Source organism: Tabrizicola sp., from assembly GCF_030694085.1.
GTDB lineage: Bacteria > Pseudomonadota > Alphaproteobacteria > Rhodobacterales > Rhodobacteraceae > Tabrizicola.
Window position 1 is genome coordinate 281,333 of record NZ_JAUXZE010000035.1, and the last position, 16,463, is coordinate 297,795.

At 66.7% G+C, this 16,463-nt stretch carries 18 protein-coding genes; 8 read left to right on the forward strand and 10 right to left on the reverse strand.

Features of this window, described 5'->3' with window-relative positions:
- Positions 1-93: 93 nt before the first annotated feature.
- The 6 genes from Q8M85_RS06320 to Q8M85_RS06345 all read right to left on the reverse strand — a co-directional run bounded on the left by Q8M85_RS06320 (position 94) and on the right by Q8M85_RS06345 (position 5,404).
- The gene (locus Q8M85_RS06320; RefSeq protein ID WP_305541761.1) at positions 94-279 is read right to left on the reverse strand and encodes a DUF2065 domain-containing protein; all 186 of its coding nucleotides are present in this window, start codon (positions 277-279) and stop codon (positions 94-96) included.
- Positions 276-1,268: a protease modulator HflC gene (hflC, locus tag Q8M85_RS06325; protein WP_305542980.1), complete on the reverse strand. Its 993-nt coding sequence runs from the start codon at positions 1,266-1,268 to the stop codon at positions 276-278. The genes Q8M85_RS06320 and hflC overlap by 4 nt, the downstream gene beginning before the upstream one ends.
- Positions 1,265-2,437 (reverse strand): FtsH protease activity modulator HflK, encoded by a 1,173-nt coding sequence (gene hflK / locus Q8M85_RS06330; RefSeq protein WP_305541762.1) that lies wholly within the window; start codon positions 2,435-2,437, stop codon positions 1,265-1,267. Before hflK ends, hflC begins: the two co-directional genes overlap by 4 nt.
- 77 nt (positions 2,438-2,514) lie before the next feature.
- Positions 2,515-3,873, reverse strand: a complete 1,359-nt coding sequence (gene gor / locus Q8M85_RS06335) for a glutathione-disulfide reductase (protein ID WP_305541763.1) — start codon at positions 3,871-3,873, stop codon at positions 2,515-2,517.
- 99 nt (positions 3,874-3,972) lie between these two features.
- Positions 3,973-4,758 (reverse strand): ribose-5-phosphate isomerase RpiA, encoded by a 786-nt coding sequence (gene rpiA, locus Q8M85_RS06340; protein WP_305541765.1) that lies wholly within the window; start codon positions 4,756-4,758, stop codon positions 3,973-3,975.
- Positions 4,759-4,840: 82 nt separating this feature from the next.
- Positions 4,841-5,404: a hypothetical protein gene (locus tag Q8M85_RS06345; RefSeq protein ID WP_305541768.1), complete on the reverse strand. Its 564-nt coding sequence runs from the start codon at positions 5,402-5,404 to the stop codon at positions 4,841-4,843.
- A gap of 182 nt (positions 5,405-5,586) precedes the next feature.
- Between Q8M85_RS06345 and Q8M85_RS06350 the strand changes: the two genes are divergently transcribed.
- The 4 genes from Q8M85_RS06350 (at position 5,587) to Q8M85_RS06365 (ending at position 9,429) form a co-directional block, all read left to right on the forward strand.
- Positions 5,587-6,267 (forward strand): glutathione S-transferase family protein, encoded by a 681-nt coding sequence (locus Q8M85_RS06350; protein WP_305541771.1) that lies wholly within the window; start codon positions 5,587-5,589, stop codon positions 6,265-6,267.
- Positions 6,264-6,929, forward strand: a complete 666-nt coding sequence (locus Q8M85_RS06355) for a glutathione S-transferase family protein (protein WP_305541774.1) — start codon at positions 6,264-6,266, stop codon at positions 6,927-6,929. The genes Q8M85_RS06350 and Q8M85_RS06355 overlap by 4 nt, the downstream gene beginning before the upstream one ends.
- Positions 6,929-8,308, forward strand: coding sequence for an L-serine ammonia-lyase (locus tag Q8M85_RS06360; protein WP_305541776.1), 1,380 nt, complete (start codon positions 6,929-6,931; stop codon positions 8,306-8,308). Before Q8M85_RS06355 ends, Q8M85_RS06360 begins: the two co-directional genes overlap by 1 nt.
- Before the next feature lie 185 nt (positions 8,309-8,493).
- Positions 8,494-9,429, forward strand: coding sequence for a DMT family transporter (locus Q8M85_RS06365; protein WP_305541779.1), 936 nt, complete (start codon positions 8,494-8,496; stop codon positions 9,427-9,429).
- Here Q8M85_RS06365 and Q8M85_RS06370 read toward each other — a convergent pair.
- Positions 9,404-10,072 carry a thiamine diphosphokinase gene (locus Q8M85_RS06370; RefSeq protein ID WP_305541781.1) on the reverse strand — a complete coding sequence of 223 codons (669 nt, stop codon included), beginning with the start codon at positions 10,070-10,072 and terminating at the stop codon, positions 9,404-9,406. The genes Q8M85_RS06365 and Q8M85_RS06370 overlap by 26 nt on opposite strands.
- A 137-nt stretch (positions 10,073-10,209) precedes the next feature.
- On the opposite strand from Q8M85_RS06370, the gene Q8M85_RS06375 reads away from it, so the two are divergent.
- The gene (locus Q8M85_RS06375; protein WP_305541783.1) at positions 10,210-12,453 is read left to right on the forward strand and encodes a hypothetical protein; all 2,244 of its coding nucleotides are present in this window, start codon (positions 10,210-10,212) and stop codon (positions 12,451-12,453) included.
- Between the two features lie 28 nt (positions 12,454-12,481).
- On the opposite strand, the gene Q8M85_RS06380 is transcribed toward Q8M85_RS06375, so the two are convergent.
- The 3 genes from Q8M85_RS06380 to Q8M85_RS06390 all read right to left on the reverse strand — a co-directional run bounded on the left by Q8M85_RS06380 (position 12,482) and on the right by Q8M85_RS06390 (position 14,928).
- Complete coding sequence (locus Q8M85_RS06380) at positions 12,482-12,727, reverse strand: DUF2842 domain-containing protein (protein WP_305541784.1); 246 nt, start codon at positions 12,725-12,727, stop codon at positions 12,482-12,484.
- A gap of 64 nt (positions 12,728-12,791) precedes the next feature.
- On the reverse strand, positions 12,792-14,084 hold the full coding sequence (locus Q8M85_RS06385) for an adenylosuccinate synthase (protein ID WP_305541785.1): 1,293 nt from the start codon (positions 14,082-14,084) through the stop codon (positions 12,792-12,794).
- A 112-nt stretch (positions 14,085-14,196) separates the two neighbouring features.
- Positions 14,197-14,928 carry a trans-aconitate 2-methyltransferase gene (locus Q8M85_RS06390; protein WP_305541786.1) on the reverse strand — a complete coding sequence of 244 codons (732 nt, stop codon included), beginning with the start codon at positions 14,926-14,928 and terminating at the stop codon, positions 14,197-14,199.
- Positions 14,929-14,997: 69 nt separating this feature from the next.
- On the opposite strand from Q8M85_RS06390, the gene Q8M85_RS06395 reads away from it, so the two are divergent.
- From Q8M85_RS06395 to secG, 3 genes are all read left to right on the forward strand, one after another.
- The gene (locus Q8M85_RS06395; protein ID WP_305541789.1) at positions 14,998-15,393 is read left to right on the forward strand and encodes a DUF6524 family protein; all 396 of its coding nucleotides are present in this window, start codon (positions 14,998-15,000) and stop codon (positions 15,391-15,393) included.
- Positions 15,386-15,772 carry a VOC family protein gene (locus tag Q8M85_RS06400; protein ID WP_305541791.1) on the forward strand — a complete coding sequence of 129 codons (387 nt, stop codon included), beginning with the start codon at positions 15,386-15,388 and terminating at the stop codon, positions 15,770-15,772. Before Q8M85_RS06395 ends, Q8M85_RS06400 begins: the two co-directional genes overlap by 8 nt.
- A 221-nt stretch (positions 15,773-15,993) precedes the next feature.
- Complete coding sequence (secG, locus tag Q8M85_RS06405) at positions 15,994-16,401, forward strand: preprotein translocase subunit SecG (RefSeq protein ID WP_305541793.1); 408 nt, start codon at positions 15,994-15,996, stop codon at positions 16,399-16,401.
- Positions 16,402-16,463 lie beyond the last annotated feature (62 nt).

Genomic DNA, 16,463 nt, shown 5'->3' on the forward strand with positions numbered 1-16,463 from the left:
CTGCCGTGTCGGAACTGAAGAAACAGTTAGGGAACGCCGAAAGCAATGCAAACCCAGTCGCGGTGTATCAAGGTGATGTGAAGGAATATGTCATCAAACCCGGGCCAGCCAGACCAGCGCGACCCCGAAAGCCAGAGAGGCAAGCCCGATCATCCGGCGCTGGTCCAGGCCAAGGCTGGCCAGAAACCGCAGAGCATCTTCGATCCGCCGAGGGGCCAGTGCAAGCACCAGCCCCTCGATTGCAAGAACCAGTCCCAGTGCCAGGACCAGATGGCTCACGGATTGGCCGGAGCCTCTTCCGCCGCCGGTTCCGCCGGAACGACGTCCGACGGAGCTACCGCTGGAGCTGACGCGTCAGCCGCAGGGGCCGCCGTCGTCGGGCCGACCGAGGCGCCGCTGGGACGTCCGGCATCGGACCGCAGGTAGTCGAAGAACTCACTGTCCGGCTGCATCACGATGGACGAGTTTCCGCCTTGAAGGCTGACCTCGTAGGCCGTGAGCGACCGGGTAAAGGCGAAGAACTCCGGGTCCTGCCCATAGGCTTCGGCCAGGATGCGGTTCCGTTCGGCATCGGCCTCACCGCGGATCACTTCGGCCTGACGCCGGGCGTCCGAGGTCAGCTCGATGACCGTCCGGTCGGCCGAGGCCCGCACCCGCTGCGCCGCTTCGCCGCCGCGCGCCCGTTCGTCCGCGGCTTCGCGGTCGCGTTCGGAACGCATTCGGGCAAAGGTGGCTTCCAGGTTCTGCTCGGGCAGGTCGGTGCGCGTCAGGCGCACGTCGATCACGTCGATGCCCAATGCCGAACCTTCACGCTTGGCGATGGTCAGGATCTGGTTCATCAGCCCGGCACGGTCCTGGCTCAGCACCTGTTCCTGCGTGGCGTTACCCAGGACTTCCGGGATCGCCTGCGACAGGATGTTGCCCAGAAGCTGCTGGGCGCGGTCCTCGCCGGCGGTGCCGACGGACTGGCGGAACTCGATCAGGTTGACGATGCGCCAGCGGGCGAAAGCGTCGACCACCAGGCGGCGGTCGGACAGAAGGGTCACTTCGATCGGCTGGGTTTGCAGGCCCAGGATGCGGTCCTCATACAGGACCACGTCCTGCACCAGCGGGATCTTGAACCCAAGACCGGGGTCTTCCTTGACCTGCATGACCTGGCCGAACTGAAGCACAAGCGCGCGCTTGCGTTCGTCCACGATGAAGACCGAGGACAGGATCAGCACCAGAAGGACCACGAAGGCCGGAATGATGTATATCGCACGCATCAGTTGGTCCCCCCGGTCGTAGCGGCACCCTGGCCGGGCGTCGTCCGCCCAAGCTCGTTCAGCGGCAGGAAGGGCACGACGCCCTGCCCCGCTTCACCGCCCGAGACGCCGTCAAGGATCACCTTGTTCATGCCCCCCATCACCCGTTCCATCGTTTCGATGTAAAGCCGCCGCCGGGTCACTTCGGGCGCCTTCACGTATTCGTTGTAGATCGACAGGAACCGCGCCGATTCACCCTGGGCGCTGTTCACCGCCTGGGCGCGATAACCTTCGGCAGCTTCCAGCAGCCGCGCGGCCTCGCCTCGGGCACCGGCGGTGACCTGGTTGGCATAGGCGTCGGCCTCTTTCTCAAGCCGGTCGCGTTCCTGCTGGGCGGCCTGCACGGCGCGGAAGGCGTCGATCACCTCACGCGGGGGCTGGGCGCTTTGCAGGTTGACCCGGATCACGGTGATCCCGGCGTTGTAGCTGTCCAGCGTTGACTGCACCGCCGTCCGCAGGTCCGCGGCGATGACGCCCCGGTCGCGGTTCAGGATCGGCGAAAGCTCGGATCTGGCGATGATGTCGCGCATCGCGCTTTCGCTGACGGCGCGGATCGCCTCTTCCGGGTCGACGAGGTTGAACAGGTACTTCTCGGGGTCCGAGATGTTCCAGACCACCTGGAAGCCGATGTCGACGATGTTCTGGTCGCGCGTCAGCATCAGCCCGACGTCGTTGCTGCCAGCACGGGTGCCGATCTCGGTCGTGCGTTCGCCGGTGACCTGGACCTTCTCGTAGGTCACGACGGGCCAGGGCGCGAAGTTCAGTCCGGGATTGCCCACGCCAGAGCTTTCGCCAAGGAAAAGCTCGACCGAGCGTTCTTCCGGCCGGACGGTGTAGAAGGACATGAACGACCACACGGCGATCAGCGCCAGAACGCCAAGGCCCAGGCTTTGCTTGGTGAAGACCGGTCCGCCGGGATCGCCGCCGGGACCACTGGTGCCACGGTTGCCGCGTCCGCCCATCAGGACGCGCAGCTGTTCCTGGCCGCGTTTCATCAACTGGTCGATCTCGGGGATCTGGGGTCCAGGCTCGCCACGACGACCGCCGCGGCGGTCCTCGTCGTCTTTATCGCCCCTGTTGCCGTCTCCACCCGAGCCGCCACCGCCGCCCCAGGGACCGCCACTTCCTGCCATTTAAGAAAACCCCTTGTTCTTACCTTTGCCCTAAGCTGGTCATATCCAGCCGGAAATCAACCCATCCAAGCCAGATGTCAGGCCGTTCTGACCGGTTTTCGCATCGTGACCAGCTCTTCGGCCATCGTGGGATGGACCGCGCAAGTGCGGTCAAAATCCTCTTTGGTGGCGCCCATGCCGATCGCGATGGCCGCAAGCTGGATCATTTCGCCCGCTTCGGGTGCGACGATGTGGCAACCCAGGACCTTGCGGCTGGACTGGCTGACGATGAGTTTCATCAGCACCCGGTCCTGCTTGCCCGCAAAGAGCGTCCGCATCGGACGAAAGGCGGTGGAGTAGACCTCGATCGGCTCCTGCTCCTTCGCGGCTTCCTCGGACAGACCCACGCTGCCCATCTCGGGCTGGGTGAAAATGGCCGAGGCGACGAGCGTATGGTCGAAGGCGGTCGGCTTGGCGCCGAAGACGGTGTCGGCGAAGGCGTGCCCCTCGCGGATCGCGACGGGGGTCAGGTTCACCCGACCGGTCACGTCGCCGACGGCAAAGACCGACGGGACGGCAGTCTGGCTGAACTTGTCCACCGGGATCTCGCCGTTGCGGCCAAGCGTCAGGCCCAGCGCCTCCAGCCCCAGGCCGGCGGTGTTGGGCCGCCGGCCGGTGGCGTAGAGCACCATGTCAAATTCGCGCTCGGTCCCGTCGGTGGCGACGGCGCGGATGCCCGGCGCCGTCTTCTCCAGCCGCATCACGTCGGTGCCGCAGTGCAGGTCCACCCCGCTTTGCCGCATGGCGTTGGCCACGTGGCCCCGTGCTTCGTCGTCAAAGCCGCGCAAAATCTGCGCTCCCCGGTAGTACTGGCTGACTTCGACGCCCAAGCCTTTCAGGATGCAGGCGAATTCGCTGGCGATGTAGCCGCCCCCCACCACCAGCGCCCGCTTTGGCAGCACCGGCAGGTGGAACATCTCGTTCGAGGTGATGGCAAGCTCGCGCCCAGGGAAATCCGGCACGAAGGGCCAGCCGCCGGTGGCGACCAGGATGTGCTTTGTGGTGAATTCAGCCCCCGAAGCCAGGCGGACGCGGTGCGCATCGACGATCACCGCGCGTTCGTCGTGGATGATGACGCCCGCGGACTTCAGTGTATTCCGGTAGGCGCCTTCCAGGCGGTCCAGTTCAGTCTCAAGCCGGGTGCGGAAATGGGTCCAGTCGAAACCGCCTGCCGTCACGTCCCAGCCATATTCGCGCGCCTCGGCGATGGCTTCGGGATAGGCCGACGCGAAGACCATCAGCTTCTTCGGCACGCAGCCCCGGATGACGCAGGTGCCGCCCATCCGGCTTTCCTCGGCCAGACCAACCTTCGCGCCATACTCGCCCGAAGCGATCCGCGCCGCCCGCACACCGCCGGAGCCACCGCCGATGACGAAGAGATCATAGTCGAACGTCATGCCAGGCCCCTGTGCCATTGCCGTGCGACAGAGCTATTCCGTCCCGCGCCGGGACGAAAGACCTAAAGGCGCGCTTTTGCGTTACCGAGCCGGAGGCGACTAGTCCAGATCGGCAAAGATGTTGCGGCTTTCGGTGATGTCGACCGACCCGGTCTCGACCTTGCCCGAGTTGATGTCGCGCACCGTCACCCGCCCGTCACCGTGGCCGATGACCACCACGTCGCAGATGTCGATGAAAAGTCCGTTCTCGACCACCCCGGGGATCTGGTTCAGCACCAGCGCAAGTTGCCGGGGATTGCCGATCCGCTTGAGGTTGAGGTCCAGAATGTAATGCCCCTCGTCGGTGATCAGCGGTACATCCTTGGCCATCCGCAACGCCACATCGCGGGCCATCACGTCCAGGCTGTAAAGCGTCTCTTCAATCAGGGCCTTGGTCGTCTGCCAGCCGAAGGGGATCACCTCGACCGGCAATGGGTAGGCCCCAAGCTGGGCCACTTCCTTGGCCGCGTCGGCGATCACGATCATCCGGTCGCTGGCCGTTGCCACGATCTTTTCCTGCAACAGCGCGGCACCACCGCCCTTGATGAGGTTGAGGTTCTGGTCGAACTCATCCGCGCCGTCGATGGTCAGGTCAAGCCACCGGGTCTCGTCCAGGCCCACCACCTTCAGACCGACACCGCGCGCCAGATCCGCAGTCCTCGCCGAGGTCGCAACGCAAGTCACCTGCAAGCCTTCGTCCCGCACCCGTTCGGCCAGGCAGCGCACCATCCAGGCCGCAGTCGATCCGGTGCCAAGCCCCAGCTTCATTCCGTCCTCGACGAAATCCACTGACCTGCGCGCGGCGACGAACTTGGCCTGATCGATCGGCGAAAGCTCTGCAGCCATGACAGTCCCCCTGTTTTTCCAACCCCGAATAGCGCAATCGGCCAGAAAGGGCGAGAGGCTTGAATGGCGACAGACCGTTGCGCTAGTCGGCCTTTTCCGGTCCCGCCCCCTCTTGCCCTACTACGGCTTTTGCAACCTCGGCCCCGGTCAGCGCACCGTTGCCATCGGCATCCAGCGACATGAGCCCGCGCAGGAACCCGGCCTCGTCTTCGCCCAGCGCGCGCAGGCCGGCAAGTCGGCCCTGTGCCGCCAGTTCGGCCACATCGACCCGGCCGTCGCCATCCGCATCCGCCGCAAGGAACTGCCGCTCCATCCGACCACGGGCGTCAGAACTGGCGGCACGCTGGCTGACCTGCAGCTCAGACCGGGTGACGGTCCCGTCGGCATCAAGGTCCATCGCCAGGAAGCGCCGCAGGGCCGAGGCCCGCGCCGCAGCGCGTTCCAGCGCGATATGTTCGTCGATCCCCGCCAGCGTCAGCCCCTCGGGCCCGCCGAAGCCCGCAATGAGGTCGGTCACCCGGCCCGCAAACCGTTCGGGGTCCTTCTGCATCGCCTTCTGCAGCGCCGTCGCTTCGGTCGCAGTCTCTTGCGCCATCGCCGCAAGCGGCCAGACCAGAAGTGCCAGGATCACCAGTGCCCGTGCCATCAATCCCCTCCTTCGGATGTCGCGCGACAGTCTGGCGGGGAAATGGTTGACGGCTGGTTAACCACGACCGGGATCTTCCGGCGACCCGGCGGCACAACCGGACGACAAAGGGCCGAGAAGGAGTCGCTTTTCGCCCTGCGGCGACGCTAGACTTGCGCAAGGCTTCCGTCAGAGGACCGACGATGTACACGCTGCACTACGCCCCCGACAACGCCTCGCTGATCATCCGACTGGTGCTGGACGGGGCGGGCATTCCCTATCGAACGGCGCTGGTCGACCGGGCGACGCGGCAGCAGGACAGCGCGGCTTACCGGGCGCTGAATCCGACCGGGCTGATCCCGACGCTGGAGACCCCGAACGGCCCGATCTCGGAAACCGGCGCGATCATTCTGTGGCTGGTGGATACGCATCGGCTTGGTCCCGCTCCGGCAGACTCCGACCGCCCGGTCTTCCTGAAATGGCTCTTCTTCCTGTCGAACACCGTCCAAGCCGAGCTGCGCCAGATTTTCTACCCGCACCTATATGCCCCAGCCGACGGCCATCGCGCGCATTATGAAATCGTGTCGGCCCGAATAAAGCGCCATTTCGCACTTCTCGATGCGGCGGCAAGCGCGCTGCCGAAGCTGTTCGCCCCTGGGCGGCCATTGGGTGTTTACATATTGGTTCTGACCCGTTGGGCCGCACTTTACCCGGTCGACGGGTCGCGCTGGCTGGACATGGCCGACTTCCCGACGCTGGCGGCTTTGGCCCGCGCGCAAGAGGCCCGCGTCGAGACCCGGGTCATCGCCCGGGCCGAGGGGTTGGGTCCGCATCCCTTTACCCGTCCCGAACTTCCGAACCCGCCGGAAGGAAGTGTCCTGTGACCCTGACCCTGCACCATGCACCCGACTTCGCCTCGACCATCGTCCGCTTCGCGCTGGAAGAGCTGGAACTGCCGCACACGCTTGCCATCGTCGACATCGACGGCGGGACGCTGGCGTCACCCGAATACCGCCGGGTGAACCCGGTCGGGCTGATCCCGGCGCTGGAAACCGACGAAGGCCCGATGTTCGAGACGGCGGCGATCCTCTTGTGGCTGGTGGACCGGACCGGGCGGCTTGGCCCCGGACCGACCGCCCCTGATCGGGGGCCGTTCCTGTCCTGGCTCTTTTTCACCTCGAACGCGCTGCACCAGGCGGCCCTGGCGATGTTCTACCCGCACCGTCCGGCCGGAGAGGCGAACTCGGCCGCCGCCCAGGCCGCCGCCCACGACCAGATCGTCGCGCGGCTGGGGCTGATCGAGGCGATGATCGCGACCCAGGCCCCGCGCTGGCTGTCGCCGGATCATCCCGGTGTGCTGGGCTACTACATCGGGATGCTGGTGCGCTGGCTGATCCTTCTGCCGCCCGCACCCTACGGTATCGACCTCGACCATTTCCCGCACCTCAAAGCCGTCCTTGCCGCGCATGAAACGCTGCCCGCAGCACAGCGTGTTGCGGCCTCGGACGGCCTCGGCCTCACCCCTTTCACTCATCCAGGTACCTGATGTTCCTCTCAGTTTTCGACATGTTCAAGGTCGGCATCGGCCCATCCTCGTCCCACACGATGGGCCCAATGGTCGCCGCCGCCCGCTTCCTTGACACGATGCGCGCCTCGCCCTTCAATTTCCGCGGGCTGAAGGCCTCGCTGCACGGATCGCTGGCCTTCACCGGGGTCGGCCATGCCACGGACCGCGCGACGATCCTCGGCCTCGCCGGGTTCGAACCCGCCACCTACGACGCCGATAGGGCCGATGCGGCGCTGGCGAAGATCAAGGAAACGCAGGTGATCGAGGCCCCCGGCCTTGGCCCCCTGGCCTTCGATCCTGGCCGTGACCTGGTCTTCGACTACGGCCCGGCGCTGCCCGGCCACGCCAACGGGATGATCCTGAGGGCCACGGATGCCCAAGGCGACGTGATCTTGACCGAGACCTACTATTCCATCGGCGGCGGCTTCGTGCTGACCGAGGCGGAACTGGCCGAGGCCGGGGGCGCCAGGTCGAAGGCCAGGGCCGACGTGCCCTACCCGTTCGAGACGGCGGCAGAAATGCTGGAAATGGCGCAGAAATCCGGTCTGACCATCGCCCAGATGAAGCGCGCCAACGAGGTGAAGTTCCGCACCAATACCGAGCTGGAGGCCGGAATAAACCGCATCTGGCAGGTGATGAACGACTGCATCTCGCGCGGGATGCTGGGCGAGGGCATCCTGCCCGGCGGGCTGAAGGTGCGCCGGCGGGCCAAGGGCATCCACGACGCGCTTCTGGCCGAACGCGGGCTGAACCTGACGCCTCCGCACACGATCAACGACTGGATGTCGTTGTACGCGATGGCGGTGAACGAAGAAAACGCCGCCGGTGGCCAGGTCGTCACCGCCCCCACCAACGGCGCCGCTGGCGTGGTCCCTGCCGTGATCCGCTATTACCTCGACCATGTGCCGGGCGCATCCCAGGCCAAGGTCGCCGATTTCCTCCTCACCGCCTCGGCCATCGGCGGGCTTTGCAAGCATAACGCCAGCATCTCCGGCGCCGAATGTGGCTGCCAGGCCGAGGTCGGATCGGCCGCCGCAATGGCCGCCGCAGGATTGGCCGCCGTGCTGGGCGGCACGCCGGAACAGGTGGAAAACGCGGCCGAAATCGCGCTGGAACATCACCTTGGCATGACCTGCGACCCGGTCAAGGGCCTGGTCCAGGTGCCGTGCATCGAGAGGAACGGCCTTGGCGCGATCAAGGCCGTCTCCGCCGCCAGCCTCAGCTTGCGCGGCGACGGCCAGCACCTCGTCTCCCTTGACGTCTGCATCGAAACCATGCGCCAGACCGGCCGCGACATGCATGAGAAATACAAGGAAACCTCGCTCGGCGGCCTTGCCGTGAACGTGCCGAACTGCTGACAAGCCTTTCACATTTGCACAAATATCCCCGCGCGGCGCGCACGCCCGAGCCCTTTGCGCGTCCTTCACGCGCAATGGGCGAGACAAAAGACTTGCGCGTCAGCGCTCAATCTGAAAACCGCCCGAACCCGGGCGATGTCGCTTTCAGGCAGGCATCCGCCCTCGCCACAGGCTAGCCCTGCCGCATGACCCGCGACACGACCCTTCAGGGCGTCCTGCTGATGCTCGTCTTCTGCGCACTTGCGCCGTTGCTGGACGTGGGCGCGAAACTGGCCGCCGAGAATGGCGTGCCGGTCGGCCAGGTCACCGCCGCCCGCTTCGTCGTGCAGACCGCGCTGATGCTGCCCGTTGTCCTGCTGATGCGCCTCTCCGTCCGGTTGGACGCCCGGGCGCTGGGCTACACCACGCTGCGTGCCGCCCTCCTTCTCGTTTCGACCTATGCCTTCGTGTCGGGCATCCAGGTCATGCCCATCGCCGACGCCCTGGCCATCGTCTTCGTCGAGCCGTTCATCCTGCTGATTCTCGGCAGTATCATCTTCGGCGACCAGGTCGGCCCCCGCCGGATCGCGGCCTGCGTCGTGGGCTTCTGCGGCGCGCTTCTGGTGATCCAGCCTTCGCTCGCCGCCTTCGGCCTCGTGGCGCTCTGGCCCCTGGCCACCGCCGTCCTCTTCGCGCTCTACATGCTGGTCACACGGGCCATTTCCGGCTGGATGCACCCCGTCACCATGCAGTTCCACACCTCCTGGACCGGGCTTCTCTTGTGCCTGCCGGTGATGGTCCTGGCCGATGGGTCCGGGATCGTGTCGCTGGACCCGATCTGGCCGCAGGGCTGGAACTGGCTCTGGCTGTTCATGGTCGGGTTCTGGGCTGCGGTCAGCCACATGTGCATGACATATGCGCTGAAATTCGCACCCTCCGCGACGCTTGCGCCGCTGCATTACTTCGAGATCGTGACCGCCGTGATCCTGGGCTACCTGATCTTCGACGACTTCCCCAATGCGATGACTTGGGCCGGGATCGCCGTCATCGTCTCCTCCGGCCTCTACATCATCCACCGCGAGCGGCTGGCCGCCCGGGCCAAGCGGTCCGCCCCGGTCACCGTGCTTCCCGAAGCGCTCTGATTGCCGCGTCCAGCCTGCGGCGCGGCAGGATCACCAGCATCCCGCGCCGGTCGAACTCCAGCACCACCCGCCGCGCCACCGCGCGGTTCGAGGTGCCGATCATCCCGTCCGGGGCGAAACTGATTCCCTCGATCGGCCATTCCAGGCCCGCGCTGCGCCCGGTGACCTGCGACATCGGAAACAGTGACACCGGCTCTCCGGGGGCGACGGTCAGCGTCAGGCGGGGCGGAGCCGCGAAGGCAAGGTCCTGCGGGCCGATCAGGATGCAGCCGCGGTCTGCCCGCGCGACAAGGGTGGAAAACGCCGCAAGTCCGTGGTCCAGCCGCGCACCGGCAAAGCCCAGCGCCAGGATCAGCGGCGCGTCTATGGACCGCAGCGCCTTGTCAAAGTCGGTTGTCGCCTGCTCTGGCACAAGATACTGACGTTCCAAGGGAATCTCGGCCCGCGCCGCAGCCGAGATCGAATCCATGTCGCCGATCACGGCCTGGGGCGCGACGCCAAAGCGCAGCAGGCGGTCCGCCCCGCTGTCGGCCGCCACGACCAGGGGCGCACGCGCCAGTGCAAGCTTAAGGTCACGTGCGGAAAACGGTCCACCCCCGGCCAGGGTTACACCGTGGGTTGACTGGACAATCGGCGAATTCATGTAAGACTGTATCCAATTAAGGCAGGATTCCTGGGGTCCGGCCACAATCAATCCATCAAATTACCCCTGTCTGTCCATGCATTAGGACCGTCTCGGAGTAGTATGTAGTAGCGAGCAAGGCGAAAGGCTGTCCAGCGATGACCAGTGAAAGCAAGATCCTGACCGTTTCATACGGGACCTTCAGCTGCACGCTGGAGGGGTTCGATGATCCTTTCGACACGATGAAGGCGATTGCCGAATACTTCCGCGACCTTGCCGCGCAGGATCGCCACTTCGGGGCCGAACCGCCGCCACCGGATGCCGCCATGCTGCACCGCCTGGCCGAACGTGAGGTCGCGCGTCTTGCCGCCGGCAAGCTGGACGACGCCGCGCGTCTCAACAGCGCTGACGCGGTCGAAGGTCCCGCCCCACGCATCCAGATCAATCCCGTGCTGCGCCGCCCCGCCCCGCCGGTAGAGCCCGAGCCGCAAGAGACCGAAGCCCCCGCACCCTCGCTGACCGATGTGATCCCCGACGGTGTTGCGGCCAAGCTTGCCCGCATCCGCCGTGCCGTGAACCCCTCGGTCCCGCTGGCCGAAGCGCCGTTCCGCGCCGATCCCGAAGTTTCGGCCCCCCTTAACGCTGCCGAAACCGCCGAAGCGGCTCTTGCCGAAACCAGCCCGAATGACGCTGGCGACGTTGCCGAGCGCCTGGGCGCCCTGATTTCTTCGGACCCTTCGTCGGACCCGCTGCCCGCTTCTGCGGCAGAGGTTGCCGTGGAGGATACGGTCGCGTTTGCTGCCGATCCGACCGACCCCTGGACCAGCGAGGCCGCAGAGGCCGAGACCGACGCACCTGCTGACGACGCCCGCTTTGCCGACGTCGATGCCGACGCCGACGCGGCTATGCCCCTGGCGGCAGACGGTGCTGCGCTGATCGACGAAGCCCCGCTTCCGGTCGAAGAGGACGAGGATCTGGTGGCCCTGGCTGTCGATCCCGTGGTCGAAGCGGCCGCTCCGGCCCTTTCGATCGTGGACGACCTGGATGATGCCGCGCTTGCGACCCTGCCAGATCATCCTGTTGAATCCGACTTCACATCCGAAGATGTCGCCCTTCTGGCCCAGCTCGACGGCACCGTCTTCGACGAAACCAGCCTGGCCGCTTCACTTGACGAAACCCTGCCGGAAGACCAACCCGTAGCGCTGGACTTGGCCGATGCCGCCCTGCAGGACCCGCTGCCCGAATCCGTCAGCCTGGATGTATCAACCGACGTTCTTCCCGAAGAGCTTGCTGACGAGGTCGCTCTTGCCGACGCTCCCGCAGCAGAGGCGGAAGCGCCCGCAGACCTGCCCGGCAAGTCCGGTGCCCGCTCGCGCCGGGTCAATTCCCGCGTCGTGCGCATCCATCCCAGCCAGGATGCCCGTGATGCAAGCGCCACCCGGGTCCTTGACCAGGGCGAAGAAGCGAACGAAGTCGCCCGACTGATGCAGCAGGCCGACGAAGTGATGGCCGACGTGGAAAACCGTCGCCGCCACGAGGCTCTGTCGCGCCTGAAAGCCGCTGTGGTCGCGACCGAAGCCGACCGCGCCGACATCGACTACGAGGCGCCAAAGGCGGACGCCAACCTTGACCCCTATCGCGATGATCTGGCCGAGGCGATCCAGCCCCCGCCCGAGACCGACCTGCAGCCCGAGCCCGAGGTGAAGCCGACGCGGCGCAAATCGGTGACGATCCGACCCTCTGCGGACCCGCGCCCCGGCACCATCCGCCCCGGCATGATCAGCCCGCCACCGCTGGTCCTGGTCTCTGAGCAGCGCATTGACCGCGTTGGCCCTGCCGTCGCTCTCGCTCCGACTGCGACCCCGACTGCCGCCCCTGCTCCGGCAGCCGCCCCGCAGTCGGCGCCGACGTCCCCGGGGATTGGCCACTCGGACGGGCAGCCGATGGTTGCGCTGCGCACCGGACGCCTGTCGGGCGCAATCGGCGCCGGCGCAGCCGTTGCCAGCTCCAGCCTGCCCGCCCGCAACCTGGTCCTGGAAAAGCCGTCTTACGGCACCGCTGCCGAGACCGAGGAAGACGAGGATCTGGCCGAGGACGCCAAGGAAATCAACGAAGCCGGTCTTGCCTCCTTCGCCGAGATGGTCGGCGCGCGCTCGATGGCCGAGATGCTGGAAGCCGCCGCGGCCTACGCCACCTGCGTCGAGAACCGCAGCCAGTTCACCCGTCCGCAGCTGATGCGGCGGATGATGGCCTCGGCCGGTGGCAAGTCGGTCAGCCGCGAGGACGGATTGCGCAGCTTCGGCACGCTTCTGCGGACCGGCCGGATCGAGAAGGTCACCCGCGGCCACTACTGCCTGGCCGACAACTCGCCCTACCTGGCCGAGGCACGCCGCCTGTCCTGAGCGTTTTTCGAAGCCTTTTTCAGCAATTTCAGACGGATGGGCCCTGCCCATTCGTCTTTTCCGCATCCGGGTCAGCCTGGCCGATCCCCCGGAACACAAAGCGGAACGGCATTATCCAGAGGAAGCCCAGGGCCACATAGACCGCCAGTTCCATCAGCACCGAAGGCCGCTCGAAAAGATCGATCACGTTTACTGCCGCCACCACGTACAGCGGCAGCCCGATCAGCAGGATCACCAGCGCCCAGCGCCTGCGGGCCTTGTAGCTAAGTGGCATTGTCCATCCTTTCCAGCGCCCCCCCCTGGAAGGAGAGAGCGCAGTGACACGTCGCGCCGCGTCATCAGTCCGCGAAGGGGTCGGTCACCAGGATGGTGTCATCCCGCTCGGGCGATGTGGAAAGTAGCGCGACCGGGCACTGGATCAACTCTTCGATCCGCCGCACATACTTGATCGCCGCCCCCGGCAATTGCGCCCAGCTGCGCGCACCGGCGGTCGTTTCCGACCAGCCTTCCATTTCCTCATAGATCGGCGTGCAGCGCGCCTGTTCGTCCGCCGCGATGGGCAGATAATCCATCCGCTTGCCGTCCAGATCATAGCCGACGCAGATCTTCAGCGTCTTGAACCCGTCCAGCACGTCCAGCTTGGTCAGCGCGATGCCCGACACGCCACTGGTGGCACAGGTTTGCCGCACCAGCACCGCATCGAACCAGCCGCAACGACGCTTGCGCCCGGTGACAGTGCCGAACTCATGACCCCGCTCACCCAGCCGTTGCCCGTCTTCGTCGTGCAGCTCGGCCGGGAACGGGCCTTCGCCGACCCGCGTCGTATAGGCCTTGACGATCCCAAGCACGAAGTCGATGGCTGTCGGCCCCACCCCCGTCCCGGTCGCCGCCTGCCCGGCGATGGTGTTCGACGAGGTGACGTAGGGATAGGTCCCGTAGTCGATGTCCAGCAGCGACCCTTGCGCGCCTTCGAACAGGATCCGCTTGCCCGCCCGCCGCGCCTCGTTCAGCACTTTCCAGACCGGCCCGGCATAGGGCTTGATCTTCGGTGCGATCTCCAGAAGCGATGCTTTCAGCGCAACAGGGTCCACCGGCTCCAGCCCCAGTCCGGCCCGCAACGCGTTGTGATGCGTCAGCAGCCGCCCGATCCGGGTGTCCAGCGTTGCCGCATCGAACAGATCCGCGACCCGGATCGCCCGGCGGCCGACCTTGTCCTCGTAGGCAGGACCGATCCCGCGCCCCGTCGTGCCGATCTTCGCCACAGTCGTCTGCGCCTCGCGGCCCCGATCCAGCTCACCGTGGATCGGCAGGATCAGCGACGCGTTTTCGGCGAGCATCAGGTTCTCGGGACTGATCTCGACCCCCTGGCCGCGCAGCTTCTCGATCTCGGCCACCAGATGCCAGGGGTCCACCACCACGCCGTTGCCGATGACCGACAACTTACCGCCGCGCACGATGCCACTGGGCAAAAGCGACAGCTTGTAGACCGTGTTCCCGATGACCAGCGTGTGCCCGGCATTGTGCCCGCCCTGGAACCGCGCGATCACGTCGGCGCGCTCGGAGAGCCAGTCGACCAGCTTGCCCTTGCCTTCATCGCCCCACTGGGCGCCCACCACGACGACGTTGGCCATTCATTCCCCCGAGTCACGCGTCAAACCACGCCGGGTATAGCGACCGGCAGGCGGGGGGGAAACCCTGCAAATCACCCGGCCGCCGCGTCGTGCCGTCCGGGGCGATGGACGGTCAATCCGCCAGCCGACCCAGCGGGATGAAATCGGCGCAACCGGGCCGCAACGGCCCGCCCGCGGCATCGCCATACCATTGGTCCACAGCCAGCCCCGCCGCAGCAATCGCCCGGGACAGGGCGTCAAGGCCCGGAAATGCGATCCGGGACCGTGCCGCGAAATGCCGCCCGTCCTCCAGCCGGTAGTGCGTCTGATACTCGACCACCCCCGGCACGCCGGTCTCGGCCGCGTCGTTCCAGCGCTCGACCAGCCCGAACCTGGGATGCGCCCGCACCTCGCGCGTGACCTCTGGCGTCCAGCTTTCCCACGCGCGCGCTTCGGGGTTGCGGCTGTCCAGGAAGAACCGCCCCCCCGGCACCAGATGCCGGGCGATGGTCGCCAGGCAGGTCGCCCGATCCTCCGGCGTCAGAAGCGTCTGGAACGCATGCCCGGTCATCACCACCGCGTCGAACTGCCGCCCCAGGTCCAGCCCCTGCGCCCGGGCCTCGATCCATGTCACCGGCGCATGGCACGCCCGCGCCACCTCCAGCATCGCCGCCGCCGGATCGACGCCGACAACCTCGGCCCCCCGCGCCGCGAGCGCCGCCGCGAAGATGCCGGTCCCGCAGCCCAGATCCAGCACCGATCCCGCCCCTTCGACCAGCGACAGGAACCAGTCGAAATCCGCAGGCCAGGGGTTGTCCCAGTCATAGAACGCCGCCAGTGCGGGGTCCTGATACAGCGCGTCCATTCAGCCCCCTTGGCCTGACCATCGCTTCAAGGCTAGCATGGACTGACGACAACTTCGAAGGGCATGACCATGGGCTTCCTCCTCCGCTGGCTTGGTGCCTTCCTCCTCCTCGCCGCGATCTTCAATCCGACGTCATGGAACTACGTCACCTGGGCGCGCGCGGCCTGGGGGCAGCAGACGCCGCTGATCGTCTTCCTTGGACTGATCCTTGCCGTCGCGGCGATGGTTTACCTGGTCGCCACGTTGCGCTCGATCGGCGTCCTGGGGGCCGCCGTCATCGCTGCAGTCTTCGCCGCCGGGCTTTGGGTGCTGACGGACTGGGGGCTCCTCGGCCTCGACAATTCGGCGCTGAACACCTGGCTCGGCCTTCTCGTCCTCTCGCTGATCCTCGGCGTCGGCATGAGCTGGTCGATCCTGCGCCAGCGCCTGTCGGGCCAGCAGACCACGGACGAAGTCGATGGCTGAGACCTTCCTCTACCTCACCCTCGGCACCAACGACCTTGCCCGCGCCACCCGCTTCTACGACGCGGCGCTCGCGCCCCTGGGCTTGATCCGTCGCGCCACCGAAGCGACCGAGGTCGGCTACGGGCTGGCCGACGACACCCGCACACGGCTCTGGGTCACGCTCCCGTTCGACGGCAAGCCAGCCACGATCGGCAACGGCTCGATGCCCGCGCTTATCGCTCCAGACCAGCAGGCCGTCACCGCCTTCCACGCGGCAGCCCTCGCCCACGGTGGCACGGATGAAGGCGCCCCCGGCCTGCGACCCTACGGCCCCGCCTTCTTTGCCGCCTTCGTCCGTGACCCCGACGGCAACAAGCTTTCTGCCGTGCACGAAGGCTGATCCCGCTTTCATCTTTGCCAAAATATCCCCGCCGGAGGCTCCAGCGCACTCCACACGCGATCCCGCCCCGGCCACCGTCCGCGGCAGCGCCGCCAAGCGGGGGCTCGATGCCCCCCGAGGCGGCTTCCCCGTCCGCGAACCCGTGCGCGAACCCTTGCGCCACACCCTTGCACCCGGGGCCCCTTCCGCCTAGATAGGCGCGTCAGCGTTCGGGAAGCCCAATGGAAAACGTCATCCTCACCATCCACCTGATCCTCGCGCTTCTCCTCATTGGCGTGGTGCTCTTGCAGCGCTCCGAGGGTGGCGGCCTTGGCATCGGCGGCGGCGGCGGGGGGACCATGTCGGCCCGCGGCGCGGCCACCGCCATGACCAAGTTGACCTGGCTCTTCGCTGTGGCCTTCATCATCACGTCGATCACGCTGACCATCCTTGCCACACGGGGCCGCGAAAGTGGCTCGGTTGTGGACAATGCAGCCACCACCACCAACACCGTGACCGAGCCACCTACCGAGACGCCCGCCCCTGGCGGCGGCCTCGCCGGCACCGACCTGACGCTGCCCGGCACCGCGACCGACGCCCCCGCGACCCCGCCCCGCGCGGACGAGCCGGCGCCGGCCACCAATCCCTGATCCACAACAGATTGCCCCGATCCCAGGCAATGCCCGCATGATCTAGCGTGAGGCGTTGCGAA